This is a genomic window from Mesorhizobium sp. WSM4312, assembly GCF_002294875.1.
GTDB lineage: Bacteria > Pseudomonadota > Alphaproteobacteria > Rhizobiales > Rhizobiaceae > Mesorhizobium.
Genome location: NZ_NSFU01000001.1, coordinates 375825 through 396635, shown reverse-complemented (window position 1 = coordinate 396635; position 20811 = coordinate 375825). Strand labels below are relative to the sequence as shown.

At 63.7% G+C, this 20811-nt stretch carries 17 protein-coding genes; 3 read left to right on the top strand and 14 right to left on the bottom strand.

The window, feature by feature from the left end; all coding sequences use genetic code 11:
* The first annotated feature begins 70 nt into the window (after nt 1–70).
* The gene (locus CK228_RS01880; RefSeq protein ID WP_095786678.1) at nt 71–1429 is read left to right on the top strand and encodes an NAD(P)/FAD-dependent oxidoreductase; all 1359 of its coding nucleotides are present in this window, start codon (nt 71–73) and stop codon (nt 1427–1429) included.
* 18 nt (nt 1430–1447) lie between these two features.
* Here CK228_RS01880 and CK228_RS01875 read toward each other — a convergent pair whose 3' ends face one another.
* The 6 genes from CK228_RS01875 to CK228_RS01850 form a co-directional block, all read right to left on the bottom strand.
* On the bottom strand, nt 1448–3427 hold the full coding sequence (locus CK228_RS01875; protein ID WP_095786677.1) for an ABC transporter permease subunit: 1980 nt from the start codon (nt 3425–3427) through the stop codon (nt 1448–1450).
* On the bottom strand, nt 3424–4497 hold the full coding sequence (locus CK228_RS01870; RefSeq protein ID WP_095786891.1) for a glycine betaine/L-proline ABC transporter ATP-binding protein: 1074 nt from the start codon (nt 4495–4497) through the stop codon (nt 3424–3426). Before CK228_RS01870 ends, CK228_RS01875 begins: the two co-directional genes overlap by 4 nt.
* Nucleotides 4498–4574: 77 nt before the next feature.
* A complete protein-coding gene (locus tag CK228_RS01865; protein WP_095786676.1) occupies nt 4575–5549 on the bottom strand; it encodes an ABC transporter substrate-binding protein in 975 nt (324 codons plus the stop codon).
* A 440-nt stretch (nt 5550–5989) separates the two neighbouring features.
* Complete coding sequence (locus tag CK228_RS01860; RefSeq protein WP_095786675.1) at nt 5990–6754, bottom strand: SDR family oxidoreductase; 765 nt, start codon at nt 6752–6754, stop codon at nt 5990–5992.
* A gap of 87 nt (nt 6755–6841) precedes the next feature.
* Nucleotides 6842–7711: a DUF427 domain-containing protein gene (locus CK228_RS01855; RefSeq protein WP_095786890.1), complete on the bottom strand. Its 870-nt coding sequence runs from the start codon at nt 7709–7711 to the stop codon at nt 6842–6844.
* A gap of 173 nt (nt 7712–7884) precedes the next feature.
* Nucleotides 7885–9540, bottom strand: a complete 1656-nt coding sequence (locus CK228_RS01850) for an ABC transporter substrate-binding protein (protein WP_095786889.1) — start codon at nt 9538–9540, stop codon at nt 7885–7887.
* A 115-nt stretch (nt 9541–9655) separates the two neighbouring features.
* Here CK228_RS01850 and CK228_RS01845 point away from each other — a divergent pair, with 115 nt between their 5' ends.
* Entirely contained in the window at nt 9656–10558 is a 903-nt protein-coding gene (locus tag CK228_RS01845; protein ID WP_095771124.1) for a LysR family transcriptional regulator, read from the top strand.
* Nucleotides 10559–10576: 18 nt separating this feature from the next.
* Here CK228_RS01845 and CK228_RS01840 read toward each other — a convergent pair whose 3' ends face one another.
* From CK228_RS01840 to CK228_RS01825, 4 genes are all read right to left on the bottom strand, one after another.
* Complete coding sequence (locus CK228_RS01840; protein ID WP_095786674.1) at nt 10577–12619, bottom strand: ABC transporter ATP-binding protein; 2043 nt, start codon at nt 12617–12619, stop codon at nt 10577–10579.
* Nucleotides 12612–13490, bottom strand: a complete 879-nt coding sequence (locus CK228_RS01835; RefSeq protein ID WP_095771122.1) for an ABC transporter permease — start codon at nt 13488–13490, stop codon at nt 12612–12614. The genes CK228_RS01840 and CK228_RS01835 overlap by 8 nt, the downstream gene beginning before the upstream one ends.
* Complete coding sequence (locus tag CK228_RS01830; RefSeq protein ID WP_095771121.1) at nt 13487–14440, bottom strand: ABC transporter permease; 954 nt, start codon at nt 14438–14440, stop codon at nt 13487–13489. Before CK228_RS01830 ends, CK228_RS01835 begins: the two co-directional genes overlap by 4 nt.
* 73 nt (nt 14441–14513) lie before the next feature.
* Nucleotides 14514–16178, bottom strand: a complete 1665-nt coding sequence (locus tag CK228_RS01825) for an ABC transporter substrate-binding protein (protein ID WP_095786673.1) — start codon at nt 16176–16178, stop codon at nt 14514–14516.
* A 117-nt stretch (nt 16179–16295) separates the two neighbouring features.
* Here CK228_RS01825 and CK228_RS35160 point away from each other — a divergent pair, with 117 nt between their 5' ends.
* Complete coding sequence (locus CK228_RS35160; protein WP_179295772.1) at nt 16296–16445, top strand: hypothetical protein; 150 nt, start codon at nt 16296–16298, stop codon at nt 16443–16445.
* Here CK228_RS35160 and CK228_RS01820 read toward each other — a convergent pair.
* The 4 genes from CK228_RS01820 to CK228_RS01805 all read right to left on the bottom strand — a co-directional run bounded on the left by CK228_RS01820 (nt 16442) and on the right by CK228_RS01805 (nt 20807).
* A complete protein-coding gene (locus CK228_RS01820; protein WP_095786672.1) occupies nt 16442–17626 on the bottom strand; it encodes a mandelate racemase/muconate lactonizing enzyme family protein in 1185 nt (394 codons plus the stop codon). The two genes, CK228_RS35160 and CK228_RS01820, sit on opposite strands and share 4 nt — an antisense overlap.
* Nucleotide 17627: 1 nt before the next feature.
* Complete coding sequence (locus CK228_RS01815) at nt 17628–18731, bottom strand: mandelate racemase/muconate lactonizing enzyme family protein (RefSeq protein ID WP_095771118.1); 1104 nt, start codon at nt 18729–18731, stop codon at nt 17628–17630.
* 36 nt (nt 18732–18767) lie between these two features.
* A complete protein-coding gene (locus tag CK228_RS01810) occupies nt 18768–19460 on the bottom strand; it encodes a GntR family transcriptional regulator (protein ID WP_095771117.1) in 693 nt (230 codons plus the stop codon).
* Between the two features lie 192 nt (nt 19461–19652).
* Nucleotides 19653–20807, bottom strand: coding sequence for an efflux RND transporter periplasmic adaptor subunit (locus CK228_RS01805; protein WP_095771116.1), 1155 nt, complete (start codon nt 20805–20807; stop codon nt 19653–19655).
* Nucleotides 20808–20811 lie beyond the last annotated feature (4 nt).

Here is a 20811-nt window from a genome sequence, read left to right as displayed (position 1 = left end):
AGGGCCAATTAGTGTCACTGTCAGTGAAATTTGTTTCGCTGGGGAAATCAAAAATGAGGAGGCCCTGGAAATGAAAACTCGTGTTGCCGTCATCGGCGCCGGACCGTCCGGCCTGGCACAGCTCAGGGCCTTCAAGTCGGCTGAAGACAAGGGCGCCGACATCCCCGAAATCGTCTGCTTCGAAAAGCAGTCGGACTGGGGTGGCCTGTGGAACTACACCTGGCGCACCGGCCTCGACGAGCATGGCGATCCCGTGCATGGCTCGATGTACCGCTACCTCTGGTCGAACGGACCGAAGGAATGCCTGGAATTCGCCGACTACACTTTCGAGGAGCATTTCGGCCGGCCGATCGGCTCTTATCCGCCGCGCGCAGTGCTGTGGGATTACATCAAGGGCCGCGTCGAAAAATCGGGCCTGCGCAAATGGGTGCGCTTCAACAGCCCGGTGCGCATGGTGACCTTCTCGGACGAAACCAAGAAATTCACCGTCACCGCGCATGACCGCGCCAACGACGTCACCTATTCCGAAGAGTTCGACAACGTCGTCGTCGCCTCAGGGCATTTCTCGGTGCCCAACGTTCCCTATTTCGAGGGTTTCGCCACCTTCAACGGCCGCATCCTGCACAGCCATGATTTCCGCGACGCCATGGAATTCAAGGGCAAGGATATCCTGATCATTGGCCGCTCCTATTCGGCCGAGGACATCGGCTCGCAATGCTACAAATACGGCGCCAAGTCGATCACCTCCAGCTACCGTTCGAAGCCGATGGGCTTCAGATGGCCGGAGAATTGGAAGGAAGTGCCGCTCCTGCAGAAAGTCGTCGGCAAGACCGCGTACTTCAAGGACGGCACGTCAAAGGATGTCGACGCCATCATCCTGTGCACCGGCTATCTCCATTCCTTCCCTTTCCTCACCGACGACCTCAAGCTCAAGACCGCCAACCGCATGTGGCCGCTGGATCTCTATGAAGGCGTGGTGTGGGAAAAGAATCCGAAGCTGTTCTATATCGGCATGCAGGACCAGTTCTACACCTTCAACATGTTCGACGCGCAGGCCTGGTTCGCCCGCGATGTCATCATGGGCCGCATCAAATTGCCGTCGGCCGAGGCGATGGCAGCGCACGGCGCGAAGTGGCGGGCGCGCGAGGAAACGCTGGAAGACGCCGAGCAGATGATCTGGTTCCAGGGCGACTACACCAAGGAACTGATGGACCAGACCGACTATCCCGGCTTCGATGTCGAGGCGGTCAACCAGACCTTCATGGAGTGGGAACACCACAAGGCGGAAGACATTATGGGCTTCCGCGACCATGCCTACCGCTCGCTGATGACCGGCACCATGGCGCCGTTGCATCACACGCCCTGGCTGCAGGCGCTGGACGATTCCATGGAGAGCTATCTCGAGGTGAAGGGCGTCGCGGCGGAGTAGCCGCGACGCATCTTCTGCCTATCCCAGCCTTGCCCGCGCCTTCGCCGTCCAGGCGTTGAACAGCCGGTCGGCGACGATGCCGATGAAGGCGATGGCCAGGCCCGCGACGATGCCGCGGCCGGAATCGGCCTTGGACAGCGCGATGAACACCTCCTGGCCGAGATCGCGCGTACCGACCATGGCGCAGATGATGATCATCGCCAGCGCCATCAGGATGGTCTGGTTGACGCCGAGCATGATCTCCGGCAGCGCCAGCGGCAATTGCACGCGAAAGAAGGTCTGGCGCGGCGTGCAGCCCGACACCTTGGCTGCCTCGATCAGAGCCGGCGGCACCTGTCTTATCCCGTGATTGGTGTAGCGGATCGCCGGCACCACGGCGAAGGCTATTGTTGCAATCATGGCGGTCACGTCGCCGACGCGGAACAGCATCACCACCGGGATGATGAAGCAGAAGGACGGCAGTACCTGCAGTGTGTCGATGATGGGCGTGACGATCTTCTCGAAGCGGTCGCTGCGCGCTGCCATCAGCCCGATCGGGATGCCGATCAGGCAGGCGATGAAGGCCGAGATGCCGCAGAGATAGACCGTCGCCATGGTCTTTTCCCACAGCCCGGTGACCGCGCAGAAAGCGGTCAGCGCTGCGACCAGGGCCGCCAGGCGCAGGCCCGAGAGCTGATAGCCGGCAAGGCCGAGCAGGAACACCGCGCCCAGCCACGGAAAGCCTTCGCAGAAGGCGCGCACCGGGTTGAGCACGTTGAGGATCAGCGCAACGCGAAAGGCTTCGATGGCATCGAAGAAGTTGATCGTCACCCAGTTCACCGCCGCCTTCCACAGCGGCGCGGTGGTGAAGGTGATCGCCTTCGGCACCGCCGCGAAGGCCGGCACGAACAGGCCGAGCAGCGTGGTGACGGCAAGGATGGCGATGGCCAGCGACAGATTGGGATAGCGCCGCCAGAAGCTCGGGCTCACCGCCTGATGAACATGGCCCTTCGCCTGCTTGTGCGCGATGGCCTGGCTCAGCCGGTCGAGCGCGATCGCCAGCGTCACAATGGCGAGACCAGCTTCCATCGCCTCGCCAACCTTCAGCGCGCGCAGCGCCAGAAGCACGTCGTAGCCGAGGCCGCCGGCGCCGATCATCGAGGCGATGATGACCATGTTGAGCGCCAGCATGATCACCTGGTTGACGCCGACCATCAGCGTCGGCCGCGCCGAGGGCAGCAGCACCCGCCACAGTTTCTGCCGCGCCGTGCAGCCGGCCATGTCGCTGAATTCGCCGATCTCCAGCGGCACGCGGGTGAGGCCGAGCATCGTCGCCCGCACCATCGGCGGCGTGGCGAAGACGGCGGTGGCGATCATCGCCGACACCGGACTGTTGCCGAACAGGAGCAGCATCGGGATGAGATAGGCGAAGGTCGGGATCGTCTGCATCAGGTCGAGGGCAGGGGAGACGATAAGCCTCTCCGCCCAAGGCTTGCGCCAGGCCCAGATGCCGGCGAACAGGCCGGTGACGATGCAGAACGGCACGGCGATGGAGATCAGCGCCAGCGTCAGCATGGCGCTGGTCCATTGGCCGAACAGCGCGATGTAGAGGAAACAGCCGCCGACCAGCAGGCTGAGTTTCCGGCCGCCCACGGCATGGCCGGCGAGGAAGGCGACGGCGCAGACGCCAACCCAGGACAGGCGCGGCAGGACATAGGCATCCGTGCCGTGGCCGATCTTGAAGTTCTTGGCCAAGAGATTGAGCGCGAAATCGAGCGGCACCCCGAGGACCGCGGTAATCGAGCGGGTCAACCATGACAGGTTCGACTTGATCCAGCCCATCAGCGCGCTGACCCAGTCGGCGACGGGCACGACGGCGTTGGCCGGATAGTCGACAGCCCAAGGGACGCTGTCCTGCAACAGGAACACCAACAGCACAGCGGCAAGGGCCGCCGCCCAGACCAGCAGCCAGCGCTGAAGCGGCGGCCTCGGCTCGCTGGCGCTTGCCGTCACCGTCATGCGTCGGCTCTTGCGTGCTCGATGCCGGCCAGCAGATCGATGACCGCTTGCGGCGTCACTTCGCCGATCGGCTTGCCGGTGCCGTTGACCACGGCGAACGGCTTGCCGGCTGAAACGATGCTGGCCGAGAAACTGGCGATCTTGGCATCCGGCGAAACCGTGCCACCATGCTCCGAACCATCGCAGGCACGCATCAGGCTGTACGCGGAAATCACCTTGGCGCGGTCGACGTCGCGGGTGAATTCTGCGACATAGTCAGTCGCCGGATTGACCACCAGCTCCTCCGGCGTGCCGATCTGGATGACCTCGCCGTCCTTCATGATGGCGATACGGTCGGCCAGCCGGATGGCCTCGTCGAAATCATGGGTGATGAAGACGATGGTCTTGTGCAGCATGGTCTGCAGCCGCATCAGCTCGTCCTGCATTTCGCGGCGGATCAGCGGATCGAGGGCGGAGAACGGCTCGTCGAGGAACCAGATCTCCGGTTTGGTCGCGAGGCTGCGGGCGATGCCGACGCGCTGCTGCTGGCCGCCGGACAATTCGCGTGGGTAGAAATGCTCGCGGCCGCGCAAGCCGACCAGATCGATGACTTCGCGCGCGCGCGCCTCGCGCCTTGCCCGGTCCTGCCCCTGGATGCTGAGCGGAAAGGCGATGTTGTCCAGCACATTGAGATGCGGCAGCAGCGCGAAATTCTGGAACACCATGCCCATGCGGTGGCGGCGCAATTCGATGAGCGCCGCATCGGAAATCTTGAGCAGGTCCTTGCCCTCGAATTCAATCTTGCCATGGCTCGGCTCGACCAGTCGCGACATGCAGCGCACCAATGTCGATTTGCCGGAGCCCGACAGCCCCATGATGATGAAGATCTCGCCCTGGCGGATTTCGAGATCGACCGCGCGCACGGCTCCGACCAGTCCGGCAGCAGTGACATCGGCCATGCTGGCCCTGCCGTCGCGCTCGCGGATGAAGCTGGCTGCGTTCACTCCGAACAGCTTCCACACATTGCGGCAGGCAAGCTTTACCGGGCGATTATCCGTGCCCGGTTGCGTCGATCCCTGTTCAGTCGTCATCCAATCATCCTTCTGGAACATCAAGACCTGAGACCCGGCCGATCAACGGCCAGGCCCCATTTTTCCAGTCGGAACGATCACTGCGCCCAGGCTTTCCAGTCTGCCTCATGCGCTGCGATCCAGGCGGCCGCGACCTGTTCCGGCGTCTTGCCGCCGAGGTCGATGTCGCCGCTCATCTTGTTGAGCTCGTCGGTGTCGATCGTGAAGGCCTTTGCCACCTTGTAGGCGACCGGCCATTTGTCCTTCATGCCGGACCAGGAGTATTTCCAGATCTCGCCGTGCGGCTTGCCGCAGTCATATTTGGCGTCGGGGTTCACGCCCCATTTCGGATCATTATAGCATTCGGGTGTGTATTCCGGGAATTGCACCCACTCGCCCTTGTACTTGGCCGGCGCCCAGTGCGGCGAATAGATCCACAGCATGATCGGCGCCTTGCGCTGATAGGCGGAATCGAGTTCGGCGAACATTGCCGCATCGGTGCCGGCGTGGATCACGGTGAAGGGCAGTTTCAGCGCCGCGACACGCTCGTCGTCAAAGCCTTCCCAGGTCACCGGGCCGCCGAGATAGCGCCCTTTCGGTGCGGTCTCCGCCGTCGAGAACGACGCCGCGCATGTCGGGTCGAGCAAGGCATGCCAGTCCGGCAGTGTCGGGCATTTCTCCTTCATATATTCGGGAAACCACCACTCTTCCTTGGCCTTGGGTCCAAGCTTGCCGAGGCGCTCCGTCTGGCCGGTCGCATCGGAGGCCTTCATCGCCTCGCCGGCAGTCGTGTCCCAGAATTCCAGGCCGACATCGAGGTCGCCATTGGTGAGGCCTGTGGTCAGGCTGGAGAGATAGTCGGCGGTCGGGTATTCAACGGTATAGCCGAGCTTTTCCAGGATGCCGCCGAGGATCTTGGCGTTGAGGTTGACGCTGGTCCAGTCGAACAGCGCGATCTTGATCGGGTCGTTGGATTCGGGCGCGGCGGCTTGGGCGGAAGGCGTCAGCAGGCTTAGCGTGGCGAGCGCGACGGCGCCCATCGACAGGTTCGAGATCTGGCTGCGAAATGACATGCTTGTTCTCCTTCAAGCTGTGTGAAAATTATCGTTGGTTCCCTTCTTGCGGCTTTTCTTGATTGTGTTGGAAAGGCGGTTCGTTGCGCAAGCCCGTCGGCGCCGAATTGTCGCCATGGCTTTGGCCCAGGCAGGCAAGACGGCGCTCAATTCTGGTGATGGCGGAATAGGTCTGGAGTGTCGGGGTCATGGGTGCCGACGGACCGCTGCGGGAGCGATCACCTGTGGGTCATTTGCCAGTCTTGCGGCGCCCTGCAAGGTGCGAGCCATCAAGGTCCCATGATCTCGGCTGTCGGCCCTGGCAAGCCCCATCTCGCCAAGACCGTTTCATAGGATGAAATTATATATACCAACATTCATATCGCGCAACGACTAACGCCTGCGGCATGCACAAATTCAGACTGCACGCGAAGCCGAGCCCGGCCAGTCGATCTTTCGTCCTACCAGCAGACGTAGCCGCCATCGACGATCAGGTCGAGGCCGGTGACGAAGCTCGACGCGCGGCTGGCCAGGAACACCGTCGGCCCGACCATTTCCTCAGGCGCTGCCATGCGTCCCATCGGCGTGTCGCGTTTGAAGATCTTGATCTCCTCCGCCACTTCCGGCCGCTTGTTCATTGGTGTCAGCGTATAGCCTGGGCTGACGACATTGACGCGCAAGCCCCGGTCCGCCCACTCCATTGCAAGACTCTTGGACATGTGGATGACGGCGGCTTTCGACGAATTGTAGTGCGCCTGCGTCAATCCCCGATTGACGATGGTACCGGACATCGAGGCGATGTTGATGATCGAGCCTTTGCGGCGCGCCAGCATCTTGCGGGCTTCGGCCTGGCAGGACAGGAAAACGCCGGCGACGTTGACCTCGTGCACCTTCTGCCACTTATCGAGCGACAAGGTCTCGGCCGGTTCCGAACCGGCGATGCCGGCATTGTTGACGGCAACGGTCAATGCACCGAGTTCGACCTCGACGCGATCGATTGCCGCCGCCAGATCGCTCTCCGAAGTGACCGTGCCGGTCAGCACCAAAGCCTTGCGCCCGAGTGCCGTGATTTGGTGCGCGGTTTCTTCCAGCCCGCCTTTCGATGCATGACCGAAACACGCGACGTTGGCTCCTGCCTCGGCCAATCCAATTGCGATTGCCTGGCCAATGCCGCTGCCGGCACCGGTAACCAGCGCGACATCGCCGTGCAGCTTGAAAAGATCCATCGATAGCCCTCCCGTTTCAGGGAAAGTATGCGCTGCGCCATGTTTCGATCAAGCGCTCAATGCGCAAGCCGGCAGGGGCAGCGATGCCTAGAAATAGCCGTCCGACGCAGCGGTGGCTTCCTTCGGGATCTCGACGCCGTCGACCAGGATCTTGTCGACCAGTTCGTGGTGGAAGCAGACCAGTCCCTTGATGCGCTCGGCCTCATGCACCGGCTCGGGATAGTACCAGACGAGATTCTCGTGCCGCTTCTTGGGCGTCGTCACGTGATAGTAGTTGGAGATGCCCTTGTAGGGGCAGCGCGAAATGTAGCGGCTGGGCGCGAACATATCGAGCCGCGTGTCCGAGATCGGCAGATAGTGGCGCACCGGATGGCCGGTTTCGAACAGGAACACGCCGCGGTGTGAATCGGCGACCTGTTCGCCGTCTAGGATGACCTGCACCCGTCGCGAGGAGGGCAGGCAGTCGACCCGGCGGAACGGATCGCGGGCGTGGACGAAGATCTCTTCGTCTTCCTCATACCAGTGCGTCATCTTGGGCCAATAGAAGGACATGTGGTCCGAAAGCAGGGGCGATCCCTTGACCGGATCCAGATAACGCCAGGCGGCATCCTCGACCAGCGTGATGCCGGTGTTCAGCGAATAATGCGTGGCGACGCCCTTGAACGGGCTCTCTGTCGTCGTCCTGCTCGGCAGCAGGAACTCCTCGCGCACGTCACTCACCGGAAAGTAGTAAACCGGCAGATGATCGGATTCGTAGAGCACCAGCGCCTTGGTCGTATCGGCGACGATCATCGATCCCACCTGCACACGCAGCCGCTTCTGCGTCGGCATGGTGAAGGCGACATAGCCCGGCTCGATCTCATACTGCACGATATTGTCGAGCAAGGGGAAATGCGGTCCGCGACCGCGCAAATGAGGCTTGCGAATGGTGGTCTCCCGTTTCTTGTCTTTTGTCATCGAGCGTTGGCGCACAGCGAGATGAACCTGCATTGAGCCATGGTGCCGCTGAGGGTTTCCGGGCGGCGGGTTTTCCGTGCATCGAGCCGCTCGAACGATGGCCCCCATCGCTCTTCGCAGCCTTGCCAGCGGATAGCCTCGCCGCCCGAAAGCGGAATTGTCCAATCCAGTCTCTATCCCAGCGACACGCGATCGAGCAGCAGGCCGGCGGCGATCGGCGGCAGGCCGCTGACATTCTTGCGCACCGGCACCAGCAGATCCGGGAAATAGCTGAAAATGACCGGCGTCTCGTCGAGCAGCAGCTTCTGGATGTCGGAGGCCGCCGCGCGCTGTGCGCCGATATCGAGTGCCTTGAGGTAGGAGGCGACCATGCCGTCATAGGCAGTGTTTTTGAAATGCGCCGCGTTCCACGGGCCATCGCTGACCAGCGGGCTCTTGAGGAAGACGTTCGGCACACTGCGATGGGCGTAGTCGGTGATCCCCAATGGGCTGTCCAGCCAGTCCGACTGGCCGAACACCGCCTTGCCGTAATATTTGTCCTGGTCCTCGATGTTGAGCGCGATGCGGGCACCGATCTCCTTGGCGAAATTCTGGAACAGCTGCGCGTAGCCTGGAATGTCGGAATAGCGCAGCGTCGTCAGGGTGATGTCGAAGCCGCTGGCGAGGCCGGCCGCCTCCATCAGCTGCTTCGCCTTGGCGATGTCCTTGACGCGCTGCGGCACGGACTTGTCGGTCGCGGGGAAGGCCGGTGCGAACGGGCTGTCATTGCCGGTGGCCGCCATGCCGCGGCAGAGGCCGTCGACAAGCTTGGAGCGGTCGATGCTGAGCGCCAGCGCTTGGCGCACACGCTTGTCGGTGAAGGGACCGGTGTCGCAGCGCATGTGCAGCTGGCGATGCGCGGTCGAGGCGACACGCAGCACCGTGATGTCGGGGCTGTTCAGCACCACTTGGCTGACGTCGAGTGGCACGGCGTCGAGGAGGTCGACCTCGCCGGCCTGCAGCGCCAGGATGCGCGGCTGCACGTCGCCGTAGAACTTGAACTCGAGCCGGTCGGGCAGCGCCTTCTCGCCCCAATAGTCGGGATTGCGGATGAAGGTCGCGCCAACCTTCGGCGTGTAGCTCTCCAGCCGGAACGGCCCGGTGCCCTCAAAGGTCTTTTCGTAGTCGCCCTTGTAGCTCGCCGGCAGGATGACGGCGTTGTAATTGTCGATCGACACCGAATAGGGAAAGCTGCCGTTCGGCGCGTCGAGATGGAAGGCGACGGTGTGGTCGTCGACTTTCTGCGCGCCGCCCTTCGACAGCAGGCCTTTGAATACCGAAAGCGCGTTCGAGGCGCCGTTGGGATCGGCGAGGCGGTCGAAGGTCGCCACCACGTCGTCGGCTTTGAAGTCCTCGCCATTGTGGAATTTCACGCCCTTGCGCAGCTTGAAGGTCCACACACTGCCGTCCGCGTTCGGCGACCAGCTTTCCGCCAGCACCGGCTTCAAGGTGAGATCCGGCTGCGTGATGCAAAGGAATTCGGCGGTCTGGAAAACCAGCTGGTAGCTGCCGCTGTCATAGTAGGTGACCGGGTCGATGGCGCCGCCCGGTGTCGCCACGCCCGCGCGCACCGTGCCGCCCGGCTTGCCCTCGGCGCGGACTTGTTGCGTGCCGAGGCCGGCGGCCGCGACAAGGCTGCCCAGGAACGGCAGGGAAAGGCCGAGCACGCTTCCGTGGCGCAGAAAATCGCGGCGGTCGAGCCTGCCGGCCAGCAAGTCGTCGACAGCAGAATTTTCGATTGCGGTCAGGTTCTTGCGAGCAGTGTCGATCGTCATGAAATGCCTTGGCATGGCTGCATTCCTCGCCTGCTCTTCGGGGTCGGCCATTTAGGTCATTGTTGACCGCGACCGGAAAGCGATATTTTTTGATAGGGTCCATCGAAATTTTCGATGCAAGGTGTAAGCCATGGATACCGAGAACCTGCGCAGTTTCCTGGAGGTCGCCGAACATGGCAGCTTCACCGTCGCGGCCAGCCGGCTCAACCTTGCGCAGTCCACCGTCAGCGCGCGGATCAGGGGGCTGGAGGAGCAGTTGGGGCGCCGGCTTTTCGTGCGCGACCGCGACGGCGTCACGCTGACGCCGGCTGGCCGGCAGTTCCTGCCGCACGCCTCTTCCATCACCCGCACCTGGGAGCAATCGAGGCAGGACATCGCCGTTCCCGACGGCTATGACAGCCTGCTGCGGCTGACCGCTCCCGCCTATCTGTGGGAGCGCATCACCTCGCCATGGGTCGAGTGGATGCGGGCCAGGCGGCCGAACGTGGCCCTTCGGCTCGAAGGCAGTTTTCCGGACCTGGCCATCGACCAGCTGGCGGAAGGCCTGCTCGACATCTGCATCCTCTATCTGCCGCGCCCGCATCCCGGCATCGTTTATGAGACGCTGGCCGTGGATCAGGTCGTGCTCGTCCAGCATGCGGCGCAGACCAAGCCGTGGACTGAAAACTACATACTGATGGACTGGGGGCTCGAATTCCGCATCGAACACGACCGCGCCTTTGCCGGCATGGTCAAGCCGGCGATTTCCGCCGGCCTGGTCTTCATCGGGCTGCAGCATGTGCTGTCGCGTCAAGCGGCGGCCTATCTGCCGCTCAGCGCCGTCAGCGGCCATATCGAGCGCGGCGAGATGCGGCGTATCGACAACACACCGGTGTTTCAGCGGCCGATCTATCTCGCCTATCCATCGAATCCCGTCTCGTCGGATGTTCTGGATGTCGCGCTGACGGGCTTGCGCTCGCTGGCCAGGGACTGGACCAGCGAACAGGGTTTTTCGGAAGGCGACCGTTCCCTGGGCATGGCCGGCCTGAGCTAACCGGCCGGCGATGCCTTGCTATGCCGGTTCAGTCACGGCTGCCTTCTGCAGCCTGGCAAGTTCCGGGTAGGGGATGTGGCAGCGGATCGAGTGGCCGGGCTGTGCCTCGGCCAGCGGCGGCTCCTGCTGCTCGCAGATCGGACCGATCTTGCGCGGGCAGCGCGTGTGGAAGACGCAACCCGGGGGCGGGTTGGTGGCGCTCGGGATCTCGCCGTCGAGCCGGATGCGCGCCGTCTCGGTCTGGTCGAGCTTGGGCACCGCCGACAGCAGCGCCTCGGTATAGGGATGATGCGGCCCAGAGAAGACTTCCTCCGATGGGCCGATCTCCATGATGCGGCCGAGATAGAGCACGGCGATCTTGTCGGAGAGGTAACGCACCACGCCAAGGTCGTGCGAAATGAAGATGTAGCTGACGTCTTCCTTGGATTGCAGGTCGGCGAGCAGGTTGAGGATCGCCGCCTGGACGGAGACATCGAGCGCGGAGGTCGGCTCGTCGCAGACGACGATGCGCGGATCGCCGGCGAAGGCGCGCGCAATGGCGACGCGCTGCTTCAGACCGCCTGACAGCTGGCGGGGCTTGACGGCGAGATGCCGGTCGGTCAGGCGCACCGAGCGGACGAGGTCGTCGAGGCGCGCCTCCTGTGCCTTGCCGGAGAGGCCGGCCAGCCGCTTCAAGGCGCGGCCGAGAATGTGGCGGATCGAATGCGAGCGGTTGAGCGCGGAGTCCGGGTTCTGGAAGACGATCTGCATCGCCTTGACCTGGTCGTCGCCACGGTTCTCCAGCTTCGGCGCCAGCGCCTTGCCCTCGAGTTCGATGGTACCGCCGTCATCGGGCGGCACAAGGCCGAGCAGCAGCCTGGCGAAGGTGGTCTTGCCGCTGCCGGATTCGCCGACCAGCCCCAGCGTCTCGCCGGGCCTTAGATCGAGCGAGACATCCTTGACGGCGCGCAAGGGATGGCCGTGGCTGGCATAGGTCTTGTTCAGCCCGGCGACGCGCAGCACCGGTGCGGTTGTCGGCTTGGGCGCTGTCGCAACATCGCTCGGTGTGGCGCGCGGCAGGGCTTGCGCCTTGTCGTGGTGAAAGCAGCGCGACAGCCGCTTGCCGCGCTCGTCACTCAGATCATAGAGCGGCGGCAATTCGGTGCGGCAGCGATTGTCGGCGAGCGCACAGCGGTCGGCAAAGGCACAGCCCTTGATGTCGGAGCCTATGCCCGGCAGGAAGCCCGGAATGGTGTCGAGCCGGCCCTGGTCCTTGCGCTGGCCGCCGCGTGGCAGGCAGCGCAGGAGCGCGACCGTATAGGGATGGCACGGATCGTTGAAGACGACATCCGTCGGCCCTTCCTCGACCAGCATGCCGGCATAGAGCACGCCGACGCGGTCGCACATGTTGGAGACGACGGCGAGGTTGTGGCTGATGAACAGGATCGAGGCCGACAGCTCTTGCCTGAGCTGCGCGATGAGGTCGAGCACCTCGGCCTCGACCGTCGCGTCGAGGCCGGTGGTCGGTTCGTCGAGGATCAGCATCGAGGGATCGTTGGCCAGCGCCATGGCGATCGCCACCCGCTGCTGCATGCCGCCGGAGAGCTGGTGCGGATAGCGCTGCATGACGCTTGGCGGATCGGAAATGCGCACGCGGTTGAGCATGGCGATGGCGCGGTCAGTCGCTGCCTGTCCCGTGATCCCGCCAAGCTCGAAGATCTCGGTCAGTTGCCGGCCGATGCGGATCGACGGGTTCAGCGCCTTGCCGGGATCCTGATAGACCATCGAGACGCTTTCGGCGCGGGCGCGCCGCAAGGCCTCGGCATCGAGCTTCATGACGTCCTGACCGTCGAGCGAGATCGCGCCGCCCGATATCGAGCCGTTTCTTGGCAAATAGCGCACGACGGTGAGCGCCACGGTGGATTTGCCGCAGCCGGACTCGCCGACCAGCCCATAGGCCTCGCCTTGCCTGATGTTGAGGCTGAGATTGCGCAGCACGGCGCGGTTGCGCCCGGCCACCCGGTAGGCGACCGACAGATCGCGCAGCTCGAGGGCGTTTTCAGCCTTTGAGGAGTTAGTCATTGAGCGCTCCATGAACGCCGTCGGCCACAAGGTTGACACCGATCACCAGCGAGGCGATGGCGAGTGCGTCGAACAGCACCGTCCACCAGAAGCCGCCGCCGATCATGCCGTAATTGCTGGAGATCGACAGCCCCCAGTCGGGCGAGGGCGGCTGGATGCCAAAACCCATGAAGGAGAGCGTGGCGACCGCGAAAATGGCGTAGCCCAGCCGCACGGTGGTCTCGACCAGGATCGGCGGGATGACATTGGGCAGGATCTCGACGAACATCGTGTGGAAGGCGCTCTCGTGCCTCAACTGTGCGGCGGCGATATAATCGAGTTCGCGCTCGGCCAGCACCGCCGAGCGCACGGTGCGCGCAATGATCGGCGCGAAGCTCAAGCCGATGACGACGATGACGGTGGCCTTGGACGTGCCGAGCGCGACGATGGCGAGCAGCGCGACAATGACCACGGGGATGGCCATGAAGGCTTCCAGGATGCGGCTGACGACATCGTCGACGATGCCGCGGAAATAGCCGGTGAGCAGGCCGAGTGCCGTGCCGGCGATCGTCGCCAGCAAGGTCGCCAGCGGGGCGACGGTGAGGATGTCGCGCGAGCCGACGATGACGCGCGAGAAGACGTCGCGGCCGATCTGGTCGGTGCCGAACCAGTGTTCGGACGACGGCGGCGCCAGCGCGTTGATGATGTCGTCGGCAAGCGGGTCGTAGGGCGCGAAGTGCTCGCCGAACAGCGCGCAGGCGACCCAGAACAGCACGATGGCAAGACCGACAAGGAAGGTCCGTGAGCGCATGAGCGAGAAGAAGACTTCCGCCATGGGGCTGCGCCGGCGCGTGTCGTCTTGCGGGGAAGAGGTGGTCTGGACGGCGCTCATTGGTCTGACCCCAGCCGGATGCGTGGATTGAGCACGGAATAGAGGAAGTCGGCGATCAATGTCGCCACCGCATAGACGATGCCGATGGTGAGGATGCCGGATTCCAGCATCGGGAAATCCTTGCCGCGCGCGGCGGTGAAGATCAGCGAGCCGATGCCCTGGTAGCGGAACAGCGTCTCGATCACCACCAGGCCGCCGATGAGATAGCCGGTCTGGGTGGCGATGACGGTGATGGTCGGCAGCAGAGCATTGCGCAGCACATGCCGCCAGATCACCGTGCGCCAGGGCAGGCCCTTGAGCACGGCCGTCCGCGTATAGTCGGAATCGAGCGCCTCGATCATGCCGGAGCGCGCCATGCGCGCGATATAGCCGAACAGCACCAGGAACAGCGGCAGCGACGGCAGGATCAGATAGTGGAGCTGGGTGAAGAAGCCGGCGTTCTTCGGCCATGCCGCCGAGATCGGCAGCCAGCGCAGCCACACGCCGAAGATCAGGATCAGGATGATGCCGGTTACGAACTCCGGCAGCACCGTCACCGACAGACCGCCCAGGCTGATGATGCGGTCGAGCGGGCGGTTGAGGTTGAGTGCCGCCACCACCCCGCCCAGAATGCCGATCGGCACCACCAGGACGAAGGCGACCGCGGCCAGCTTCATCGAATTGCCCAAGGCATCGATGACGAACGGCGCCACCGGCGAGCGGAAGATGTAGGACGTGCCCATGTCGCCCCGGATAAAATTCCAGATCCAGGTCGCATATTGGGTGAGCAGCGGCCGATCGACGCCCAGCGTATGATTGAGCGCATCGACCGCGCGCTGGTCGGCAAACGGCCCCAGGATCGCGCGCCCGACATTGCCGGGCAGCACCTGGCCGCCCAGGAACACCATGATGCTGAGCAGGAACAATGTAACCAGCGACAGCGACACACGCCGTGCAAAGAAGGAGAGAATGGCTAAGACTCCTTGTGGAGCCAGCCCCCACGCGGGAGCTGGCTGTTAGAGGATTGGCTTTCCCTTTTTCGTTTTAGGCCTTCGATGCCTTTTCGAGGAACAGCTGCGACATGGCGGTCGGCTGCACGCCGGCCACGCCTTTCGCCGTTGCCGTCAGGTAGTCGTAGAAATAGCCGAAGATGACGGGCGTTTCCTCGAGCAGCAGCTTCTGGATCTTGCCCGCCGTCGCCTTTTGCGCCTCGAGATCGAGCGCCGCGATATAGCTGGTCGCCAGCGTGTCATAGTCCTTGTTCTTGAAGTGCGCGGCGTTCCAGGTGCCGTCGCTCTTCAGCGGTGCGGCAAGGTACACGTTCGGCACGCCGCGGTGACCATAGTCGGTGATGCCCATCACCGAATCCAGCCAGTTTGATTTGCCGAACACGGCGTCGCCGTAATACGCGCCCTGGTCCAGGATGTTGAGCTCCAGCTCGATGCCGATTTCCTTGACCCAGTTCTGGATCAGCTGGGCGTATTCGGGAATTTCCAGGTAGCGCTCGGTGGTCAGCGTCACCTTGAAACCCTTGCCGGCGCCGGCCGCTTCCATCAGCTGCTTGGCCTGCGCGATGTCCTGCTTGCGCTGCGGTATGCTCGTATCGGTCGAAGGGTAGACGGCCGCGAACGGGCTGTCATTGCCGAGCGCCGAGCGACCCTTCATCAGGCCTGCGGCCAGCTTGTCGCGGTCGAGGCAGAGCGCGATGGCACGGCGCACGCGCGCGTCCTTCAGCGGGCCGTCGTCGCAGCGCATATGCAGTTGCTGGTGGGCCGACGACTTCAGGCTGATGATGTCGACGCTCGGATCATTGAGCAGGGCGACGCCGGCCAGCACCGGCATCTGGTTGATGATGTCGATCTGTCCGCCCTGCAGCGCCAGGATCTGCGGCTGCATGTCGGCGAAGAAGGTGAATTCGGTCCGCTCCGGCAGCGCCTTTTCGCCCCAATAGTCCTCGTTGCGGACGAAGGACGCACCGACCTTGGCCGTGTATTTCTCGACCTTGAACGGGCCCGTGCCGTCGAAGCTTTTCTCGTAGTCGCCCTTGTAGCTCGCCGGGATGATGACGGCGTTATAGTTGTCGGACGACACCATGTAGGGGAAATTGCCGTTCGGCGCGTCGAGATGGAACTCCACCGTGTAGTCGTCGACCTTCTTGGTGGCGCCCTTCTGCAGGATGCCGGTGAACACCGACAGGGCGTTGGACGAGTTTGCCGGGTCGGCGAGGCGGTCGATGCTGGCCACGACGTCGTCGGCCTTCATCTCGCCGCCGGAGTGGAATTTGACGCCCTTGCGCAGCTTGAAGGTCCACACCGTGCCGTTGTCGTTCGGCTTCCAGCTTTCGGCCAGCGCCGGCTTGAGCACCAGGTCGGGGCCGTCGACGCAGAGAAATTCGGCAACCTGCTGCAGGATCAGCAGGCCGCCGGCATCGGCGATGGTGACCGGGTCGATGGTTGCCGCCGGCACGCTGCTGCCGACACGGATGGTCGCGCCAGGCGCGCCCTGCGCGCGGGCGAGCGACGGCATGCCACTGAAGCCGGCAGCGGTGGTGATGCCGCCCAGAAGCGGCAGCGACAGGCCGAGCAGGCTGCCGTGGCGAATGAAGTCGCGGCGGCTGACACGGCCGTCGACGAGACCGTCGATGAGATGGTTTTCGAGCGGCGAGCGATTGCGTCGGATCAGGTCGAGAATGCGGTGGTTCTTGCTCATGGGTTTAACCCTTTCCCCTTGTTTCTTATGGCTGAAGAAAGCACTTCCGGTTGACGAAATTCCGTGGAGTTCTCCTTGCCCCGGCCGTCAACGAAGTCGGTCGACCGGGACTGTAGCATGCGGCTTTATCCGGTCCATCCGATCGTTGCGGCGAAGCGGTCAGATTTTCTTGAGGATGTTTCCACCCATCCGGTCCTGCCGTCGCGACCCAATCGCGGCGGCGGCTTGTTTCTTGACGACGTCTCCTTTCCCTTCTCGTTCTCCTAGTTCAGCGGCAGGCGGCGATATGTGCCGGGCTTCGCCGGGTCGTGATATTTGTTGCACGGGCCGTTATCGGCGAAATCGCGATGGCAGGCCGCGAGGTTTTTCCGCGACAAGGTGATGCCGAGACCGGGACCTTCCGGGACGTGCACGACATTGTTCCTCGGCGAAAATGGCCCTTCCTCGGTGATGTCCATGGGCTGCATGCGAAACAGCGACTGGTTGGGCTCCCGGATCCAGCCGAGCGCCGCGCACAGGTGCAGGTAGGCGGCGCTGCCGATGCCGCTGTCGCCGCTGTAGCACCAGAAATCGACGCCGGCATGCTCGCAGGCGCCGACGAAACGCAGCAGGCGGCCGATGCCGCCATGCGCCGTCGGATTGCCGACGAAGGCATCCGGAACCTTGAGGTCCATGGCACGCGCAATGTCGATGTTGTGGGTGGAGAACGGGATCGAGCAATGTTGCCGCAGCTGCCGCATCTCCTCGAGCGTCGCCACCGGATCCTCCCAGTTGCGCACGCCGAGCTCTTCGAGCGGCCGCGCCAGCCGCCGCGCCGTCGCCAGCGAATAGGCCTGGTTGGAATCGATGCGGATCATCGCCTCGTCGCCGAGCTTTGCGCGGATCAGCTCGACCATTCTCAGCGAGACTTTCGGGTCTTCGGTCGAGAACTTGCCTTCGAAGAAGGTCGTACCATGCGTCTCGTGCAGTTCGACGCAATAATCGGCGACTTCTTCCGGCGTCGTCTCGCCTTTCACATCGGGCCCGTCGCCGCGCAGCGAGAAATAGTCGGTGAACGGGATGTCCTTGCGCACGGCGCCGCCGAGCAGCTGGTAGAGCGGCTGGTTCCACGCCTTGCCGCGCAGGTCCCACAGTGCCATCTCGATCGCGCCGAAAGCCATGATGCGGGTGCGGTCGTTGATCGACTGCACACCGGTCCAGTAGGGCAGGCAGACATGCTCGGCGCCGGCGATGTCGAAGGCATCGCGGCCAACCAGGCGCTCGGCCAGAACATCATTGATGATTGCGGCCGCCGCCGGCGTCGGCGCCTCGCCGAGGCCGACCAGCCCATCCTCGGTCTCGACCTCGACAATGGTCTGCGAAAAACCGTCGAGCTCGCCGAACACCCAGCCATAGGGTGCTTCGAGACGAAGATTGATCGGTGTGGCCGTGATGCCTCGGATCTTCATCTCAGCCGACCTCGAAGAAAGGCTTGCCGAGCAGGCTCGGATCCACATCGATGCCGAGGCCGGGGCCGTCCGGAATGCCCATGTGGCTGCCGGTGACCGGCGGGGCGTTGAAGGCCGTGCGCACCGTCACCCATTCATGGAAGGCAATGGCATGCAGCCGGCGCTCCTCAGGCGTCGACAGCGACAGATGCGCCATCGCTGCCGTGTCGATCTCGGCGCCGCCTGTGTCCTCGACAGTGATCATGAAGCCGAGGTCGACGGCAACGTCGCGGATCTGGCGCGTCTTCGTCACGCCACCCAGCCGCGAGATCTTCAGCGTCAGCCCGTCGGCCGCGCCCAGGCGATGAATCTCCAGCATCTCCTCCAGCGAGGTGACGGATTCGTCGAGCACCATCGGCTTGTCGAGCATGCGGCGCACCGACATGTTCTCCTCGAGCGTCGTGCAGGGCTGCTCGAACGTGTAGTCGATGCCACGCGTGGCATCGGCGAACTGCCGGGCCTGGTAGGGTGTCCAGCCGGCATTGGCGTCGCAGAAAATCACCGTACCTTTCGGCACCGCCGAGGCGACTGTCGTCACTCGCTCGATGTCGTCGTGCACGTTGCCGCCAACCTTGACCTGCAGACGGCGACAGCCCTCGGCGATGATCCTCTTTGCCAGTGCCGCCATCTGATCGAGCGTGCCGTGGGTGACGACCCGGTAGGTCTCCGCCATATCGCTCTCCTTGCCACCGAGCAGCGTCACCAGCGGCACATCGGCGGCGCGCGCGGCGAGATCCCAGCACGCCATGTCGAGCGCCGATTTGATATAGGGATGGCCCTTGAACACCGTGTCCATCAGCCGGCCGATCCTGGCCAGCCCGCGCGGGTCGTGGCCGATGAGATGCGGCGCGATTTCCGGCACGCCCGCGCGTGTTCCCGCCGGAAACGCGGCCGAGTAGAAATTGCCGAGCGGCGCCATCTCGCCCCAGCCGGTCAGGCCGCTGTCGGCGGTGACGGCGACGATCACCGCGTCGAAGGCGTCGGCCTGGCGCCCCTTGGACATGCGGTAGGGGCCGTCCACGAAGGGCTGCACGACACGGTAGGCTTTGATGGATTTGATCTGCACTCTGTCTGTCCGCTGGCTGCGATGTCTGGGAATTGGTCAGGCGCCCTTCGACAGGCGCTGTTCGAGGCTGCGCGCATAAGAGAGCAACTGCTCGAAGTCGAGATTGATATGTTCTCGTGCGTGACGCTGGGCAGCGCGCATATCGGCGCCCTTCATCAGGTGCACGTAGGTTTCATGGACGTCTTCGGCCGGCACCGGCTCGTTGCGCGCATGCTGGTGCAGCGCGAAATACATTTGCAGCCGGCTGGTCAGCCGCTGCCAGGTTTCCAGAAGCACCGAATTGTCGGCCCACTCATAGATCAGGCCATGCAGTTGCAGCGCCGTTTCGATCTGCCTTGTGGTGTCGAGGTTGCGTGTCGCCTGTTTTACCGCTTCGTGGCGCCGGTCAAGTTCGTCGAAGAAACGCTGGTCGCGCTGTGGCCATGTCCGTTCGATGGCGAACTCGTCGAGCACCTGGTTGAGCGAATAGGCATCGTCGATGTCCTTGGCGGTGACGTCGATGACGAAGGTGCCGGCATAGGGGATGCTGGTCAGGATGCCTTCCTGCACCAGCTCGCGCATCGCCTCGCGCAATGGCGCGCGGCTGACCCGCATCTGTTCGGAGATTCTGAGCTCGTTGAGCTTCTGGCCGGGTTGCAGTTGCCCGGTCAGGATGGCGCGCCGCAGCAGCGCGACGATTTCGGCGCGACGCGTCGTATCTGCAATCGGGCTGAAATCCGTCTTCACCATCCGGCCCACTCCAGCGAGTACAGCGGCAAGACAATCAGATTGTCGACAATCTAACAAGAGCTATTTATGCATTCACGCTGCCAAGGCCGACCGCGCCGACGTGGCCGCTCTTGTCGGCCTGCTTGTAAATGCGGCGCCCACGACCCGTGGGAAGGTCGCGGGCGCCGCGCGGAAACCGGGCCTGCGGGGGAGTCAGGTAGCCGGTTTCTGTGGCAGTGGCGAGATCGGCATTCCGGGTCCGATCTTCTGCAGATTGCCTGTGATCACCTGGTCGCCTTCCGAGACGCCGCTCAAGATCGCTACAAGGTCACCGCTGGTCGGGCCGAGCGAGACCAGCCGCTGGTCGACCGTGTTGCCCTTGCCGACGACGTAGAGATATTTGCCGAGCTGGCTCGAGCCCAGCGCCGTCTGCGGCACCATCAGCGCGTCCGGCTGTTGCCTGATGTGCAGCCGCACGCGGACGTACTGGCCAGGCATGAGCGTGAACTTCGCATTGCCGATGGTGGCGCGCGCGGTGATGGTGCCGGTCGAGTGGTCGACCGTGTTGTCGACGAAGGTGAGTTCGCCCTTCTGGCTGGTCTCGGTCTGACCCGGCAGCAGGACTTCGACATCGACCGGGCCGGCCGCGCGGGCCTGCTCGATCTCGGCCAGATCCGTCTCGCTCGGATTGAAGGTGACATAGATCGGGTCGAGCTGCACCAGCGTGTTCAGCACCGTGCCGGCGACGCTGACCAGCGTTCCGACCGAAGCCTGGTTGCGGCCCAGGCGTCCGGTGAACGGCGCATGGATCTCGGCGTAGCTCAGATTGAGCTCCGCCGTGCGCACGGCCGCTTGGTTAAGCGCCAGCGACGCCTGCGCTTCGCGCAAGGTGCTGGTGCGCTGGTCGAAGCTGTCCTTGTCCAGATAACCGCTCTTGGCGAGCTCGGTGCCGCGGCCGAGATTGGACCGCGCATAGTCGAGGGTCGCCGTATCGCGCTGGACCTGGGCTTTCGCCTGGTCGAGCGCGGCCTGGAAGTCGTCGGGCGAGACCCTGTAGAGAAGGTCGCCTTGCCGCACATCCGCGCCGTCCTGCGCCGTCTGTTCCTGCAAATAGCCCGGCACGCGCGCCTGCAGCGTGATGCTGCGGATAGGCTCGATGCGGGCGGCATAGTCGAGATAGATCGGGATCGTCTTCTTGACCACGCTCGCCACCGGCACCGGCATGACGAATGCCGCCGGAGCGGGCGTTGCCGCACCGGCCGTGCCGGTGCTCAGCCTGAGATTGCCCATATCGAGCAGGTGGACGCTGGCCACGGAGATCGCGCCCACCGCGACGGCCGCTCCCAAAGCGATTTTCCATTTACGCATAATA

Bases quoted from the DNA above. Each gene is read 5' to 3' on its own strand.
- CK228_RS01865 (WP_095786676.1), bottom strand. From the start codon at position 5,549: ATGTCATTTCGCAGCCAGATCTCGAACCTGTCGATGGGCGCCGTCGCG.
- CK228_RS01805 (WP_095771116.1), bottom strand. From the start codon at position 20,807: ATGCGTAAATGGAAAATCGCTTTGGGAGCGGCCGTCGCGGTGGGCGCG.
- CK228_RS01840 (WP_095786674.1), bottom strand. From the start codon at position 12,619: ATGACTAACTCCTCAAAGGCTGAAAACGCCCTCGAGCTGCGCGATCTG.
- CK228_RS01850 (WP_095786889.1), bottom strand. From the start codon at position 9,540: ATGCCAAGGCATTTCATGACGATCGACACTGCTCGCAAGAACCTGACC.
- CK228_RS01825 (WP_095786673.1), bottom strand. From the start codon at position 16,178: ATGAGCAAGAACCACCGCATTCTCGACCTGATCCGACGCAATCGCTCG.
- CK228_RS35160 (WP_179295772.1), top strand. From the start codon at position 16,296: ATGCGGCTTTATCCGGTCCATCCGATCGTTGCGGCGAAGCGGTCAGAT.
- CK228_RS01845 (WP_095771124.1), top strand. From the start codon at position 9,656: ATGGATACCGAGAACCTGCGCAGTTTCCTGGAGGTCGCCGAACATGGC.
- CK228_RS01810 (WP_095771117.1), bottom strand. From the start codon at position 19,460: ATGGTGAAGACGGATTTCAGCCCGATTGCAGATACGACGCGTCGCGCC.
- CK228_RS01820 (WP_095786672.1), bottom strand. From the start codon at position 17,626: ATGAAGATCCGAGGCATCACGGCCACACCGATCAATCTTCGTCTCGAA.
- CK228_RS01870 (WP_095786891.1), bottom strand. From the start codon at position 4,497: ATGACGACTGAACAGGGATCGACGCAACCGGGCACGGATAATCGCCCG.
- CK228_RS01835 (WP_095771122.1), bottom strand. From the start codon at position 13,490: ATGAGCGCCGTCCAGACCACCTCTTCCCCGCAAGACGACACGCGCCGG.
- CK228_RS01860 (WP_095786675.1), bottom strand. From the start codon at position 6,754: ATGGATCTTTTCAAGCTGCACGGCGATGTCGCGCTGGTTACCGGTGCC.
- CK228_RS01880 (WP_095786678.1), top strand. From the start codon at position 71: ATGAAAACTCGTGTTGCCGTCATCGGCGCCGGACCGTCCGGCCTGGCA.
- CK228_RS01855 (WP_095786890.1), bottom strand. From the start codon at position 7,711: ATGACAAAAGACAAGAAACGGGAGACCACCATTCGCAAGCCTCATTTG.
- CK228_RS01875 (WP_095786677.1), bottom strand. From the start codon at position 3,427: ATGACGGTGACGGCAAGCGCCAGCGAGCCGAGGCCGCCGCTTCAGCGC.